General features: G+C 33.9%; 13 protein-coding genes. 3 read left to right on the forward strand and 10 right to left on the reverse strand.

Translation table 11 applies throughout. The annotated features are described in order from the left end of the window. Nucleotides 1–68: 68 nt before the first annotated feature. The 5 genes from ACNH59_RS11060 to ACNH59_RS11080 all read right to left on the reverse strand — a co-directional run bounded on the left by ACNH59_RS11060 (nucleotide 69) and on the right by ACNH59_RS11080 (nucleotide 6,372). A complete protein-coding gene (locus ACNH59_RS11060; RefSeq protein WP_418262599.1) occupies nucleotides 69–1,805 on the reverse strand; it encodes a sodium:solute symporter in 1,737 nt (578 codons plus the stop codon). A gap of 122 nt (nucleotides 1,806–1,927) precedes the next feature. Then, nucleotides 1,928–4,456, reverse strand: coding sequence for a PIG-L family deacetylase (locus tag ACNH59_RS11065; protein ID WP_418262600.1), 2,529 nt, complete (start codon nucleotides 4,454–4,456; stop codon nucleotides 1,928–1,930). A 167-nt stretch (nucleotides 4,457–4,623) separates the two neighbouring features. Further along, nucleotides 4,624–5,004, reverse strand: a complete 381-nt coding sequence (locus ACNH59_RS11070; RefSeq protein WP_418262601.1) for a hypothetical protein — start codon at nucleotides 5,002–5,004, stop codon at nucleotides 4,624–4,626. A gap of 280 nt (nucleotides 5,005–5,284) precedes the next feature. Continuing rightward, complete coding sequence (locus tag ACNH59_RS11075; RefSeq protein WP_418262602.1) at nucleotides 5,285–5,743, reverse strand: hypothetical protein; 459 nt, start codon at nucleotides 5,741–5,743, stop codon at nucleotides 5,285–5,287. A gap of 206 nt (nucleotides 5,744–5,949) precedes the next feature. Then, on the reverse strand, nucleotides 5,950–6,372 hold the full coding sequence (locus ACNH59_RS11080) for a DNA polymerase III subunit gamma/tau (protein ID WP_418262603.1): 423 nt from the start codon (nucleotides 6,370–6,372) through the stop codon (nucleotides 5,950–5,952). A 16-nt stretch (nucleotides 6,373–6,388) separates the two neighbouring features. On the opposite strand from ACNH59_RS11080, the gene ACNH59_RS11085 reads away from it, so the two are divergent. Then, the gene (locus ACNH59_RS11085) at nucleotides 6,389–6,523 is read left to right on the forward strand and encodes a hypothetical protein (protein ID WP_418262604.1); all 135 of its coding nucleotides are present in this window, start codon (nucleotides 6,389–6,391) and stop codon (nucleotides 6,521–6,523) included. 67 nt (nucleotides 6,524–6,590) lie between these two features. Here ACNH59_RS11085 and dnaX read toward each other — a convergent pair whose 3' ends face one another. Continuing rightward, on the reverse strand, nucleotides 6,591–7,676 hold the full coding sequence (gene dnaX, locus ACNH59_RS11090) for a DNA polymerase III subunit gamma/tau (RefSeq protein ID WP_418262605.1): 1,086 nt from the start codon (nucleotides 7,674–7,676) through the stop codon (nucleotides 6,591–6,593). Between the two features lie 283 nt (nucleotides 7,677–7,959). Between dnaX and ACNH59_RS11095 the strand changes: the two genes are divergently transcribed. Then, the gene (locus ACNH59_RS11095; RefSeq protein WP_418262606.1) at nucleotides 7,960–9,732 is read left to right on the forward strand and encodes a MutS-related protein; all 1,773 of its coding nucleotides are present in this window, start codon (nucleotides 7,960–7,962) and stop codon (nucleotides 9,730–9,732) included. A gap of 308 nt (nucleotides 9,733–10,040) precedes the next feature. Here ACNH59_RS11095 and dnaN read toward each other — a convergent pair whose 3' ends face one another. The 4 genes from dnaN to ACNH59_RS11115 all read right to left on the reverse strand — a co-directional run bounded on the left by dnaN (nucleotide 10,041) and on the right by ACNH59_RS11115 (nucleotide 14,524). Further along, a complete protein-coding gene (gene dnaN, locus ACNH59_RS11100) occupies nucleotides 10,041–11,159 on the reverse strand; it encodes a DNA polymerase III subunit beta (RefSeq protein ID WP_418262607.1) in 1,119 nt (372 codons plus the stop codon). A gap of 112 nt (nucleotides 11,160–11,271) precedes the next feature. Continuing rightward, entirely contained in the window at nucleotides 11,272–12,957 is a 1,686-nt protein-coding gene (gldG, locus tag ACNH59_RS11105; protein WP_418262608.1) for a gliding motility-associated ABC transporter substrate-binding protein GldG, read from the reverse strand. Then, nucleotides 12,957–13,682, reverse strand: coding sequence for a gliding motility-associated ABC transporter permease subunit GldF (gene gldF / locus ACNH59_RS11110; RefSeq protein ID WP_418262609.1), 726 nt, complete (start codon nucleotides 13,680–13,682; stop codon nucleotides 12,957–12,959). The genes gldG and gldF overlap by 1 nt, the downstream gene beginning before the upstream one ends. A gap of 14 nt (nucleotides 13,683–13,696) precedes the next feature. Further along, nucleotides 13,697–14,524 carry an SAM hydrolase/SAM-dependent halogenase family protein gene (locus tag ACNH59_RS11115; protein WP_418262610.1) on the reverse strand — a complete coding sequence of 276 codons (828 nt, stop codon included), beginning with the start codon at nucleotides 14,522–14,524 and terminating at the stop codon, nucleotides 13,697–13,699. A gap of 195 nt (nucleotides 14,525–14,719) precedes the next feature. Here ACNH59_RS11115 and ACNH59_RS11120 point away from each other — a divergent pair, with 195 nt between their 5' ends. Beyond that, nucleotides 14,720–15,670: a PhoH family protein gene (locus ACNH59_RS11120; protein WP_418262611.1), complete on the forward strand. Its 951-nt coding sequence runs from the start codon at nucleotides 14,720–14,722 to the stop codon at nucleotides 15,668–15,670. Nucleotides 15,671–15,746 lie beyond the last annotated feature (76 nt).

Here is a 15,746-nt window from a genome sequence, read left to right on the forward strand (position 1 = left end):
TTAAAAATACCGTTTCAAAAAGGAATTTTGAAACGGTATTTTTTTTGGGTCAATTGTTTTTATTTTACTCAAAGAATTATCTCCTTGTTTTTATCTTGTTCATGCCTAAAGAAAATTTGTTGCAATAAAACAGATAAGATAATTGTTAGCATTGCACCAATGAAATTAAGCCACAAATAGCCTAAGGTTTCTTTGCCACTTGGATAAATACTATTGGTGAAATAATAGATGACAAAGATGGTCAGTTGGCTGGTAACGGCGCTATAAAAAATAGCTTTTGATTTTACAAATTTAAAGTAAAAACCAACTAAGAAAATCCCCAATACGGTTCCGTAAAATATAGAACCAATGATATTGACTAGCTGAATTAAATTTTCGAATAAAGTTCCGATACAAGCAAATAAAATTGCAATAATTCCCCAAAGTAAGGTAAAGAACTTGGTGGCATTCAAATAATGTTTTTCGGTTTTCTCTTCTTTTAAATTCCGTTTGTAGATATCGATAGCTGTGGTCGAAGCTAAGGCATTTAAACCTGATGCCGTTGAAGACATAGCAGCTGAAATGATTACCGCTAACAACAGACCTATTAACCCCTTAGGAAGGTAATGCAAGATGAAATGAAAAAACACATAATCTTTGTCATTCGTTTCACTGTTGCTGTCGGCTTTGGAAATGATTTCTTTGGCTCTGTCTCGTAAGTCCTTTTCTTTTAGGGATAAAGCAATCAGTTCTTTGCGTAAAATAGGGTTGTCAAAATCTTGGTTAAGTTGATCTATGTACAATAAATTGATAACTTTTTTATCCTCAGAAAGTGATTCTAATTTTTTCTCTAAGGAATGGTATTCATTTTTGTAGATTGATTTTTCAATGGTGATTTTGTTATTGGGGTTGAAATTTAGAGGTACGGGATTGAATTGAAAAAAAACAAATACCATTACACCTGTCAATAAAATAAAAAATTGCATCGGAACTTTTAGGAACCCATTCATAATTAATCCCATCTGACTTTCGCGTACAGATTTACCAGAAAGGTAACGTCCTACTTGTGATTGATCTGTTCCAAAATAGGCTAATGCCAAGAAAAAACCACCCGTAATTCCGCTCCAAAAAGTGTATTTGTCTTCAGGGTCTGTCGAAAAGCTCACGATGTCCATTTTAGAATTGGCTCCAGCAATATGCAGGGCATTTGTAAAAGTCATATCATTGGGTAAAAATTTTAATATCAAGAAAAAGGTAATAAACATCCCCGACATGATGACAAACATTTGTTGTTTTTGGGTAACGTTAACCGCTTTGGTTCCACCTGAAAAGGTGTATATAATCACCAAAACGCCCATGACAATGTTCATATAAGTCAAGTTCCACCCCAATAGGGCAGACAAGATAATCGAAGGTGCGTAGATGGTTAAGCCCGTTCCTAATCCTCTTTGAAACAAAAATAAAAGGGCCGCCAAAGAACGTGTTTTTAAATCAAAACGTTTTTCTAAATATTCATAAGCGGTATACACTTTGTATTTGTGGTAAATAGGGATAAAAGTCAATGAGATAACTATCATGGCAATGGGTAAACCAAAATAAAATTGTACAAATCCCATTCCATCATGGTAAGCTTGTCCTGGCGTAGATAGAAAGGTAATGGCACTGGCTTGCGTGGCCATTACGGATAGTCCTACGGTATGCCAAGGGGTTTCATTTCCTCCTAAAATGAAATCTTGGACGTTTTTACTTCCTTTGGTTTTCCAAGCACCATAAACTACAATAAAGAGCAAAGTGACTATTAGTATAATCCAATCAAATAGTTGCATTTGTTATGAGTATAATTTCATTATTAAATAGAAAATCGAGATGTAAATAGCATTGGCTATCAATACCCACGAATATTTCTTTTCCCATTTCTTTTTGTTATTTGTTTCCATAGCTGAGATTGTTAAGGTTTTATATGGGAAATTGTTTCTTTATCCCTGTTTTGAAGCGAAATAAGATTCGCCATTATTCGATAAGCTCCGGATATACCTTCGGGTAATTCTCTGAAAAAGCTCAATCCAGTATAAACATAATAACCTTTTCCATAGGGAGCGACTAATAAAGCACCATTTTTTGGAGTCTCATCAGTATCGTTTGAGGATAGTATAGGTGTGAATGCCGAATCAAATTCGTTAGGATAGTACAATCCTTGTTCTTGAGTCCAACCTTTAAAATCGGCTGCGGTAATCTTATTAGGGTAGTTTAATACGGAATGATTGGGTGCTAAAAAGCGAACGCTAGCATTTTCCTCCGTGACACGATCGTTTGAAATAAATAGTGGATATGGACCCAGTTGAACCCCTGGTAAAAGGCTAGGAGTATTGTACTGAACAATCATCGTTTTGCCATTTTTTACAAAATTGAATAAGATTTGCTGTTTGTTAATTAATGACTCAATGGTGTTGTAAGCTCTAATTCCTGTGATAATCACATCAAAGGATGCTAAATAATCATCACTAATATCGTCTGGATCAATGACAAAAAGGTCATATCCCATCTGCAATAAACTAGAAGGAACGGCATCACCAGCCCCCATGATGTAGCCAATTTTTTGTGGGCCTATATATAAATCCAGTTTTACGAATTTAGATTCAGCAGTTTGCAAAACTTGTTGTTTACTGATGTGGGGATAATCGATGGATACTTGTTCTAAGTCGTATTTTTTGTTATTGTAAGTCACGCTACTTTTTGCCCAGACTTCAGCAGGTTCTGTAGGTGGAGTCACTGTAAAAGTAAACGCTTTTTCTGCTCCCTTTTTCTTCAAATGAAAAGGGATTTCAGAAGGGGATACTTGCCAGTTTTTTGGCAACTCCAATTGAAGTAATCCGTTAATATCGTCTTTTCCTGCTTTTACTTTAACCGAAATCGTTTTGGGGTTGTTATTGTTAAATAAAACTACATTATCTGGAAAACTCGTAGTAACTTCTGGTACAATATCTAGAAACTGGTACAGTTCTCCTTTTACAGGATGATTATTTTTGTACACAATGGTACGTTCAATGGGGAAATCTACACCGTTAATGAGGGTGTGAAAAATTATTTTTGTCTGACGAATAATGTCTGGAACACCTATATTTTCCTGTTCTGTAACTGTGTACATTCCTAATGTACCTTTTTCTTTTAACCAATAGGGGCTAGTGTGTTCGAGTTCTCCCGAGAGCTGTAAACTTATAGAGGATTTTATTGGAATATTATTTTTCAACATTTTGCCTTGAGGAAAGCTTGTTTTAGAAGGTAATGCTGTAAGGTTGACTAATTCAATTTTGGCGTCAGAGCGGTTTATTGCCTCTATTTTAACAGTTATGCTGCTGCCAATTGTAGCCTCTTGTTGGTTTACACTAGCTTCTAGATATAGCCCAGAACAGTTAATGATACAATTTTTTATTTCCTCAGATTTTATAGTTTTCCAATGTGAATCTTCCAGAGATTGAATCATTTTGTAAGCTTTGATTAAATTAGAAACACTAGTGGATGGAGCATTAAAATCATAGTTGGAAATGATTTTATTGATGAGGTCACCAATGGGTTTTCCGCCTTTAATGCGATTCCAACTGGTGTCGATGCCTTCAAAAATATCTTTTTTATTTTTCAACGGAATCCCATTGATAAGTTCAAGGTACTCTGTTTCTTGTCCGCGACTTCCTGTACTTCCAAAGCCTTGGGATTGATGGCGACTTCTACTTAAAGCAGAAATTTCATTGTTTGATTGTCCTAAATTTGGATAAAATACTCCAATTGGGATAGTACAAAAATTGGATTTGTCCGCCGCTTCAAATTTTTCTTGGCTTCCATAAAACCAATAAGAGGGATTGAAAAATTGTCTCGTTACTTGCCAAGGTGATACAAATTGTAGTTGTTCAGGATAAGCATCAGAACTTGCTAAATTAAAACTTTCAACACTTAATAAGGCTGAAGCCGAATGATGACCGTGTGTATTTCCAGAAGTTCGATGGTCAAAACGGTTGATGATAATATCGGGTTGGAATTTTCTAATTGCCCATACCACATCTGATAAGACTTGGTTTTTATCCCAAATTTGAAGGGTTTCCTTGGGGGTTTTAGAATAACCAAAATCATTGGCACGTGTAAAATATTGTTCACCACCATCAATTTTACGGGCTTCAATTAATTCCTGAGTTCGAATTACTCCTAATTGTTCGCGAAGTTCTGGGCCAATGAGATTTTGTCCTCCGTCACCTCTAGTTAGTGATAAATAAGCCGTTCTTGCTTTTTTTTCATTAGACAAATACGAAATTAATTTGGTGTTTTCATCGTCAGGATGTGCGGCAATATATAATACGGATCCTAAAAAATTAAGTTTCTGAATTTGGTTGTAAATTTCGGCTGAATTGGGTTTTTGTGGTTTTTGTCCCCAAAGGATTTGAAGTGAAAAAAGAAATAGTATAAAGGTTTTATTAGAGTACTGATACATCTTTTTTTTTGGGATTTATTTACTATAGGTTCAAATGTAGTAATTATAATTTTTTATGTTTGTTTTTTCAAATATTCTTAACAAAAAAAGAGCACCATAGATGCTCTTTTGTCCTATTTCATTTAACAATCTAGAATGAATGTTTTTATGTGCTGAAAATAGGTATGCTACTTTTTATGTTTGTGATTTTTGTTTCCATTATTGGATTTGTGGTAATGTTTGTGGTTGTCAAAGTGACGATAAGGTTGATTTCCTCTATACCCTTTAAGAGCAACTTTATGACATTTTTTTAAATTATAATGTCTGTAATGTGCGGGCAATTGTCTAGCGCGAACCCAATTGTTTCCATTTAGGTAAATGAATACTGAGGCACGAGTATCGTAGTAAGCATGAATATCAGGAATGTAGAAAAAATCAACTGAGGCATAGCCGGGAGCAGGTGCCCAAACGGGTCGAGCGCCAATATTCACATTAACGGAAACTTGTGCGTCAATGGAATTTGATACTAAAAATAAGATACCAATGGCTAATAATTTTATTGTTTTCATGATTTCTAAAATTTAATTGTGTTTTTATTTTATTGCTATTTCATTTGTTTAGTAAAACCCAATAACTGTGCCAAAACATACTAAATAACTGCTATGAAACCTTATTTTTTAGTGTAAAATCTTAAAAATAAGCAGGTTGTGGTTTTTTTTTATTGATGTTGTTTGATGGTGTTGTTTTCGGTGAAAAATTACTGTTTTGATGGTTTGAGTATATGAAAAAGAGCACCAATATGATGCTCTTTTAACTAACCAAATTAACCTAAACTTACAATCTTATGTATTAATCTCTTCTGTTGTATTTGTTGTATTTTTTATATTTACCTTTTTTATACTCTTTGTAATCATCACGACAATCATATTTATCATATCTATCATGATCTCTGTCTACATATACTACACGTTGTTGAGCTCTGTGATTGCTGTAATGTTCGTAAGGACGGTATCCTCTATATCCACTTAAAGCAACTTTGTGACAATGGTTCAAATTTACATTTCTGTAGTGGTTGGGTAGGTATCTTGAACGTACCCAGTTGTTTCCATTCAAATAAACGAACACAGAGGCATGGGTATCATAGTATGCTTGTACTTCAGGAACATAGTAAAAATCGACTGCTGCATAACCTTGAGCAGGAGCCCATACTGGTCGAGTTCCTATGTTTAAACTTACTGATACTTGTGCTTGAATTGAACTTGTGGCTGCAAATAAAATTCCGATGGCTATTACTTTTAATGTTTTCATGATTTCTATAATTTAATTATTTTTTTAATTCTCATAGTTGAAAGGATATTTTCAACAACTGTGCCAAAACAATTTTATATATAGATCTCAATTATTGAGAAAACACAAAAATAAACACCTAAATACTTGATTAATAGTGTTTAAAAGTTTTTAAAAAAAATCCGAATTTTAATTTTAAAATTCGGATTTAAAGTAGTTTTGAGTTTTTATGCGTTCACATCTAATCCAAAAGTGGTGCGTAATAATTCAATATTTGGATTGATTTCGAGCAATCGATTATAGCGGTCTTGGTCGTTTAAGCTGCGTTTGTTTTCCATGGTTTCGTTCACAATGACTTCGATAGTAATGTCGTGATTGTGTAAGTGACCTCGTAAATGTCCTAAAAGGCCAATTTTTTCACTTTCAAAATCTAGTTTTGAGCCTTCATTAGGCAATTCAATAGTGATTTCAGTACCGTTAAGTTTGGGATCATTAATCAATAATAATGATTCCATGATGCGATAGCCTTTGTTACCAAGTTTTTTTGCGTAATTATTCCACTGAATTAGCATTTCAGTTTCGGTAAAAGGTTCTGTTGGTAAAACGGTATGATTAACGGGCTTTACAAAGTTTTTACTGCTTTCTTCCAATGCTTTTTTAGCCCGAATGCTTGCTAATGAAAAAGCAGAAACACTAGGTCCGTCAAAGTTAGGTGTTTCTTTTTTTACTGGAATTTCAGCTGCTGTAGGTGTTGATGCTGGCGCTGGAACGGATTTTGAACCTTCAAGAGTTTCGGCCTGAATTGTTGCAATAGGTTTCGTTTGGACAGCGATAGAATAATCTCGTTTTCTAAAATAAGTTGGAGGAATTATGAAAGACTCAACTTTTTTTTTTCTCCATCAAAAGTGATAGAGGCTAGTTGCATCAGGCAAAGTTCAACGAGTAATCGTTGATTTTGACTCAGTTTGTATTTCAAATCACACTCATTGGCTATTGCGATTCCTTTTAGTAGAAAATCGGCTTCGCACTTTTGTGCCTGTTGGCCGTACATTTTTTGTGCTTGCTCACCCGCTTCTAATAAAGTTAAGGTCGCTGGGGTTTTGCTTACCAATAAATCTCTGAAATGACTTGCTAGGCCTGAAACAAAATGATGTGCATCAAAACCTTTGGCCAAAATGGAATCAAAAGCCATCAATAAATCAGGGATTTTGTTTTCTAAAATTAAATCGGTGATGTTGATATAGGTTTCATAATCGAGAACATTTAAGTTTTCGGTTACGGCTTGTCTTGTTAAATTAGTACCACAATATGAAACTACACGGTCAAAAATGGATAATGCATCACGCATCGCACCATCTGCTTTTTGAGCTATGATATGCAAAGCATCATCTTCAAAAGTAATTCCTTGACTAGTGGCTACTTCCCCTAGATGTTCTTTAGCATCTTTAACAGTGATTCTTTTAAAATCAAATATTTGACAACGCGAAAGAATGGTTGGGATGATTTTGTGTTTTTCAGTAGTTGCCAAGATAAAAATGGCATGTTTAGGTGGTTCTTCTAATGTTTTTAAGAAAGCATTAAAAGCCGCAGAGGAAAGCATATGCACCTCGTCAATGATATATACTTTGTATTTTCCTGTTTGTGGCGGGATACGTACTTGGTCAATCAGGTTTCGAATATCATCGACGGAGTTGTTTGAAGCCGCATCCAGTTCGAATACATTAAAAGAGAAATCTTCCTCCAAATCATCATAACCAGGTTGGTTGATTTTTCGAGCCAAAATCCTCGCACAAGTAGTTTTTCCAACACCTCTTGGGCCAGTAAATAATAAAGCTGAAGCCAAGTGATTGTTGTCTATAGCATTCAATAAAGTATTGGTAATGGCCTTTTGTCCTACAACATCTTTAAATGTTTGAGGACGGTATTTTCGAGCCGATACGATAAATTGTTCCATAGATTTGTATATTCGAAAGCAAATATAGGATTTGATAAATCAATAACAAAATTTTAATTTAATCCAGTTTTCATTTCAAACAATAAAGATTTATTTTAACCATATAAGAGCTGTAAGTAAATAGCAATTGATTAGCATATTTGATAATTTGAATAAACTTAATTGTTTTGGTTTTTGAGCATATATTAAAGAATTAAAAGAACTCTTTAGGAGCAGATAATGGGTTGCAAGTGATGGTTCATGAAAACGTATAGATTATATTTGCTTTCCAATTAAGTCTCTCATGCAAATGTATCATTCGAAAAAAGTCAATTTAGAAAACAACCTAAAAAAAATAAATAAAAAATACAATTCCATTAGTGTTTTACGACTGCTTGTTATTATAGCCTTTATAATTAGCCTTTATAAGTATATCCAAAGTAGCGAAGCCGTTTTGGCGCTTTCTGCTGCAGTATTTTTTATTGGATTCATTTTTTTGATGCGAATTCATTCCAAATTGCAGTTCGAAAGAAAAATTCAAGAAGCACTGTTAAAAATTAATACTGATGAAATTGATTTTTTAGAAAACAAAAAGCTTTCTTTTGAAAACGGAATAGAATTCAATGATTTCCATCATCCGTATGCTTATGATCTGGATATTTTTGGCGAACATTCTTTATTTCAAAACCTTAATAGAACTGCTACTTATATCGGTAAGAAAACCTTAGCTAATCAATTGTTGAAGGTTGCAAAAGTGGTCGAAATCGAACAAAATCAAGAAGCAGTTCAGGAATTAACTCAAAAATTGGATTGGAGGCAAGAGTTTTCAGCTTTCGCCAAAATCACTCAAGACAACGAAAGTAGTTACAATGATTTATTGAAATGGAGTAGATTCAACAGCGAGTCTTTACCTCGTTGGTTAGCGTTTTTTTCGTTTGTAAGTCCATTGGTATTGATTGGAGTTTTTATCTCGTATTTGACAACTTCATATACCATTTTAATAAACAGTCTATCCTATTTATTCATCCTTAACTTAATTGTTTTGGGAAAATTTTTGAAACGAATTAAAATCGAAATTGCCAATTCTGATAATATTGATAACATTGTTAAACAGTACAGTTTGTTGTTGCAAAAAATAGAAAACGAAACTTTTCAATCTAAAAAATTAAAAGGGTTACAACATAAACTAACTTTTAAAACTGAGAATTCGAGTGCACACTTGAAGCAATTATCAGCGCTTTTTTCAAAAAATGATACGATTGCCAATTTGATTACAGCAGTTTTGTTCAATGGAGCGTTTTTATTCAATCTACACGTTTTGAAAAGCTTAATCCAGTGGAAGAAAGAGCACGCACAAGTATTGGAAGAATGGCTTGAAATCATTGGAGAAGTGGAGGCTTTGAATAGTTTGGCAAATTTTGCATACAATAATCCTGATTTTGTATTTCCTGTTTTGAATTCTAATTATAAAATTGATTTTGAAAACCTAAGTCATCCTTTGCTTAACGGAAAAACTAGGGTAGGGAATGATGTTGCTTTTTATCCGCAGTCGTTTATGATTTTAACGGGCTCGAATATGTCTGGGAAAAGTACTTTTTTAAGAAGTTTGGGTGTAAATATGGTTTTGTCTGGAATGGGAGCGGTGGTTTGTGCTACTAAGGCTAATGTTCATCCGTTACCCGTATTGGTTTCTATGCGATTATCAGATTCTTTGACCGATAGTGAATCGTATTTCTATGCCGAAATCAAACGCTTGAAACAAATCATGGATGAACTTGAAAACCAACCTGCTTTTGTCTTACTCGACGAAATCTTAAGAGGGACTAACTCAGACGATAAACGCAACGGAACTATAGAAGTTGTAAAAAAAGTAATCGCTCAAAAAGCTGTTGGAGCCATCGCTACCCACGATATTGAAGTATGCCTAACTACCCATAATTTTCCAGAATCTTTGATTAATAAATGCTTTGAAGTCGAAATTCAGAATGATGATCTTTATTTTGATTATAAACTAAGAGAGGGCGTTTGTCAGAATAAAAGCGCTTCGTTCTTGATGAAGAAAATGGGAGTTATTTAGGAAAAGAGTTTTGTAAAGATTCTCGAAGGAAACACTGAGATCCGATAAGTTTTTTTTACACAAAAGAAACAAGAGCAATTTGTTGAGCATAGAAACACAAAAGAAAGACAACTCTTTTTTTACCGTATTAGAGTTTGGTGTAATTAAAAGAACAAAAAAACCGCTTATCCCTGAGGAAATAGCGGTTTTTTTAAATATAAAAAATGGTTTGGTTAATAGCGCAATTGTTTTACAATGATAAGTATAATTATTGTCTCAACAAAATAATTCCCAATAAAATATTAATTTAATATTAAATCTAAGTTAATTTAGCTATTTAGCATTACTGGCATTACAAGCATAGTCACTGTTTCACCTTCATCAAGGCCGTCAACAGGTGTTAAAATCCCTGCTCTATTAGGTAATGACATTTCTAACATAATCATATCCGATTGTAGATTTGTCAACATTTCAGTTAAGAAACGAGAGTTGAAACCTATTTGCATATCGTCACCTTGATAGTCACAAGTTAACCTTTCTTCGGCTTTATTTGAATAATCAATATCTTCAGCCGATACATTCAATTCGGCCCCAGCAATTTTCAAACGAATTTGGTGTGTAGTCTTGTTAGAGAAAATTGCCACACGACGCACAGAGCTTAAAAATTGAGAACGATCAATCATTAATTTGTTTGGATTCTCTTTTGGAATAACAGCTTCGTAGTTTGGATATTTGCCATCTATCAAACGACACATTAAGTTGTAGTTGTCAAAAGTGAAAGTGGCATTAGAATCGTTGTATTCGATTTTTACTTCAGCATCAGATGTTGAAAGAATGTTTTTTAGGATAGTCAAAGGCTTCTTTGGCATGATAAAATCAGCAACTTCAGAGGCTTTTACATCTGTACGAGCATATTTTACCAATTTGTGAGCATCAGTGGCTACGAAAATCAATCCTTCAGGTGAGAATTGAAAAAATACACCAGACATTACAGGTCGTAAATCATCATTTCCAGCAGCAAAAATGGTTTTGCTAATTGCAGTCGCCAAAACTTCAGCGGGTACTAAAGTTACAGAAGGGTCGTCTAAGTTAACTGATTTTGGAAATTCGGCACCAGGAGCATACGCTAAGGCATACTTACCTGAATTAGAACTAATTTCGATAGTACTGTTTTCCTCTACAGTGAAAGTTAAAGGTTGTTCAGGGAAAGTTTTAAGGATTTCCAAAAGCAATTTTGCTGGTACAGCAACACTGCCTTGACTTGTAGAATCAATTGCTAATGTTGCGGACATGGTAGTTTCTAAATCCGATGCAGAAACCGTTAATTCATTGTTGTCTAATTCAAAAAGGAAGTTGTCTAAAATAGGTAATGTATTACTGCTGTTGATAACGCTTCCTAAAACTTGTAATTGTTTTAATAAGTACGAACTCGATACTATAAATTTCATCTGTTATGTTTTATTTTTTGTAGTATGTACTGCAATTTTATTAGATTGAAAAAGGAATACATTTTACAAATATATCGTAATCTAAATTAGTATTGAAAATTATTTATTAACACTATTTGCTGTATTTCTTTTTTCGAATATAAGTAGACAGAATTCCAAATATCCCCAATAAAACAAGGGGAAGTCCTATGGTTAGGAGTTGCGTTTGTGTATAATTCTCGTATACTTTTTCTTTATCCAGTAATGGTAGATCTAAATCTTTAGATCGAATGTTAATAAGTCCCGTGTCGTCCAGTAAATAATTGACACAATTTAGCATAAAATCCTTGTTGTCATATAGATTTCCAGAACGCTGGTCAAAACCTAGTTCTACAGGTTCTCCATTTTTATCCAGTTGATTTTTGATGATGTCTCCATCTGAAATAACAATCATTTTGTTTGGATTGCCTATTGCATGATAATCTTTTTGATCAAAAGGTAAAATTCGATTTTCAAAAACCGACTTAAACTTGCCTTCGAGTAAAATACTAAGAGGTTTGTTACCTGTATTAATGTAATGATTTGGGCTAGTTTCTTCGGTTACGATATTGAGGTTAATTTCAACAGGTGTTCCAATTTTTTTGGAATACTTGGAGGAGGTTAGGAGGACTGTTTTTTTAATATCATTTTTTAAAGTATCAATTGGATTGGCAAAATCAAACTTGATTCCTCCTAGGTTTTTGACAATTGGGTGTTGACTTTCAGAATATACCAATGGTGCAAATTTCCAATTGAAATCTTGATATTGTGTGGCGCTTCCTTGTTCACCAGTAGCTAATTTGATGGGGGTTCCTTGCTCGTCTTTGATAATATCAGGATTTATTCGAAAGCCGTATTTAAAGAACATATCGTTTAGCCCTAGATCTTTCGGAAACGCTAGTGTAGCACCAGCAGGATTGTATAAGCTGTCCATCTCCGCAGTTACTTGGTCAATTAACCATAAACTCTTTCCTCCGTTGATGATGAATTGGTCTAAAACTTGTTTCTCTGCATCGGTAAAAGTTTCCGTTGGTTTTGCGATGATGGCTAAGTCGTATTTTTTTAAAGCGTCTAATGTGCTAATTGGGTTTTTAGTTACAGAATCCAAAGTAAAAGGACCTATGTGGTAGCTTTCTCGTATTTGTAATAAAAATTTAGCCATCAAAATATCTTGCAATTCCCCGTTGCCTTTAATTACGGCAATTTTCTTTTGCTTGTCAATTGTAGCCTTGTTTAATGCGTCTGCAATTGAGTATTCTAGATGCTGTACCGAACCAATCACTTTTTCAGTGGTTGAAGCTCCCATAATGTTTTTTAGCAATGGGATGTTGATTTCTTTGTTTTTGTAGTATGCTATTGCCCACGGGAAAACCATTGCTTGGGATTGTTTTCCTCTGTCGTCTACAGTAATATTTACCGGTGTAAGTCCTTTGATGTATAATTGTTTAATGTTGTCCATACTAGAGTCTTCATTCTCTAATGGATTGATGAATTCAAAACTTATATTATTGTTATACGCCTGAAATTCTTCTAATAACTGTTTAGTTTCTTGTTGTAAGCGCTTGAATTCAGCAGGTAATTCTCCCTGCATATAAATTTTGATATATAAAGGCTCGTGTATTTGACTAATAATTTTTAGCGAAGTATCAGATAAGGTGTATCGTTTGTCTTTCGTTAAGTCAAAACGGTGAAAAAAGAAACTTCCAATTATGTTGATTAGAACTAAAAAAAGGATAGTTATGAATAATGACTTGCTATTTTTATCGAATGATTTTTCCATTACAATTGAACAGATTTAAGTTTGTAAACTGTAAATGATAAAAAGGTGATTGTAATACTTAGAAAGTAAATGACATCTCTAGTGTCTATGACACCTCGACTCATGCTTTTAAAATGTTCTTGCATTCCAAGAGCTGCTATGAAATTTGATAAAACTGGTAAAATAGTAGCGATACTTTCAAATCCAAAATAGAGAAAAAAGGTTAGGAATACCGCAATAAGGAAGGCTACAATTTGGTTATCGGATAAAGAAGACGTAAAAATTCCAATAGCTGAATAACTAGAAATTAAGAATAACAAACCAAAGTAAGAACCAACTGTGCTTCCCATGTCTATGTTCCCTTCAGGGAGTCCTAAATTAGAAATAGCTACGACATAAATAAAAGTGGGAATAATAGCAATTAGGATGAGTAAAAAAGCTCCTAAAAATTTACCACCCACAATTTGCCATAGAGACAGTGGCTTGGTGAGTAACAATTCTAACGTCCCTTGTTTTTTTTCATCTGAGAAACTACGCATGGTAACAGCAGGAATTAAAAAAATAAAAATCCAAGGTGATAAAGTAAAAAACGGACTCATGTCAGCAAATCCAGTATTTAATATGTTGTAGTCACCAGTAAAGACCCAAAGAAAAAGGCCGTTTAAGATTAAAAAAAGTGCAATAACCAAATAACCTATTGGGGAGCCAAAGAAGGATTTAATTTCGCGTAATAAAATGGATTTCATTATTGTTATTTATTTTATTTAAATTGTATCATCACAACATCTCTGTAGTTAAGTCCCAATAAGCTATTAGCAGAACCAACAGTTGATGGATTACTTCTGAATATGGCTATTTCAAGAAAGCCAGCTTCATTGAAAATTGCCAATTTTTCACCTTCATAATTTTTGATAGGATATTTATCTGAAATGGCAATATCTGAATAACGAGGCAAAATGGTTTTGATGTTCTTAGTTTTCATTACAATTTCATAAGGCCTACCTTTGGCTACGGCTATAAATTGTTGTTTGGAAATATTGGTTACCACGTTACCTAGGTGATCGATATAGATAACATGTCCTTTGAGTGAATTATTGTCTTCTGATACGATAGCTTGTAATTCTGTTACTTGTTTGATAGCGCTTATTTCTTTGCCAATAACATTTAACAAGCCGCCGCGTGCAATATGGCAAGCTACTTTTACGAAAACATCTAAATCAGTAGCATCATTTGGTAGACGATCATGGATGTTGATGGAAACTATTTTTTGTGGAACAATCTTTTGCGAGAGCATGCTTAAGATGCCGTTATCGGCAGCTATAAAATAAGAATCGTTCCATTGCATTGCAATATGTTGGTTTTCTTTGTTTAACTCTAAATCGACTCCTATTAAGTGCACGGTGCCTTTTGGAAAACTAGAATAAGCTGCGCTGATAACGTAACTTGCTTCAACAGTATTAAATGGGTCAATATCGTGTGAAAGGTCAATAATAGTAGCTTCAGGATATTCGGATAATAGCTTCCCTTTCAACGCACCTACAAAATGATCTTTCAAGCCGTAATCGGTAGTAAGGGTAATTATTGACATAATTTTGTTTATAACTATTACTGGATTCTAAAACTAATTTTTATTAAATTTGAGAAATGCAAAGCTAATAATAGTAATCTCAAAAACACAAAAAAACAAAAAACAAATTCCACTTATTTAGGAAATAGATTAAGATTTACATCCTATCAGTAGTAGAAAATTAGTTGTCTAAATGTTAATTTAAAACTGCACAATTTGAACGAAAGAATCATCGAGCTCATAGACATCGCACCAAAAGAGTTTTGGGGCGCTCAAGACACTCATCTTGAAATGATTAAGAAATACTACCCGAAACTAAAAATTGTAGCGAGAGGTACAACGTTGAAGGCTTTTGGAGAAAAAGATATCCTAGATGAATTTGAAAAACGGTTCCAACGCTTGTTATTGCATTTTTCAAGGTATAATAATATTGATGATAATGTTATAGAGCGCGTTATTCTAGGTGATGGAGAAGAGGATAGAAAAACAACTATTAATGATAAGATTTTAGTCCATGGTGTAGGTGGGAAGATTATTAAAGCCATGACCCCTAATCAACAATTGTTGGTAGATACGATCAATAAGAACGATATGGTTTTTGCAGTTGGACCAGCGGGAACGGGTAAAACCTATACAGGGGTTGCTATGGCTGTAAAAGCCTTAAAAGAAAAACAAGTAAAAAGAATCATTTTAACACGTCCGGCTGTGGAAGCAGGTGAAAATTTAGGGTTTCTACCTGGAGATATGAAGGAGAAATTAGATCCTTATATGCAACCGCTTTATGATGCCTTGCGAGACATGATTCCAAATGAAAAATTAGAAGATTATATCACCAAAGGAATTATCCAAATTGCACCTCTTGCTTTTATGCGTGGACGAACTCTTGATAGTGCATTTGTGATTCTGGATGAGGCACAAAACACAACTCATTCTCAAATGAAAATGTTTTTGACTCGTATGGGAAGAAATGCTAAGTTCATGATTACAGGTGACCCAGGACAGGTTGATTTGCCTCGCCGCACAATTTCAGGACTTAAAGAAGCGTTACTAGTTTTGAAAGACATTGAAGGAATTGGTATTATTTATCTCGATGATAAAGATATTGTACGTCACCGTTTAGTCAAAAAGGTGATTGATGCGTATAAGTACACCGAGAATAACGATTAGTCTAAAATTAACAAAGATTTGTAACGACCTCTTTTGAGGTCGTTTTTATTATTATAATATTGCAAAAAAAAAGATT

The sequence above is a fragment of the Flavobacterium faecale genome (assembly GCF_048320115.1).
Lineage (GTDB): Bacteria > Bacteroidota > Bacteroidia > Flavobacteriales > Flavobacteriaceae > Flavobacterium > Flavobacterium faecale_A.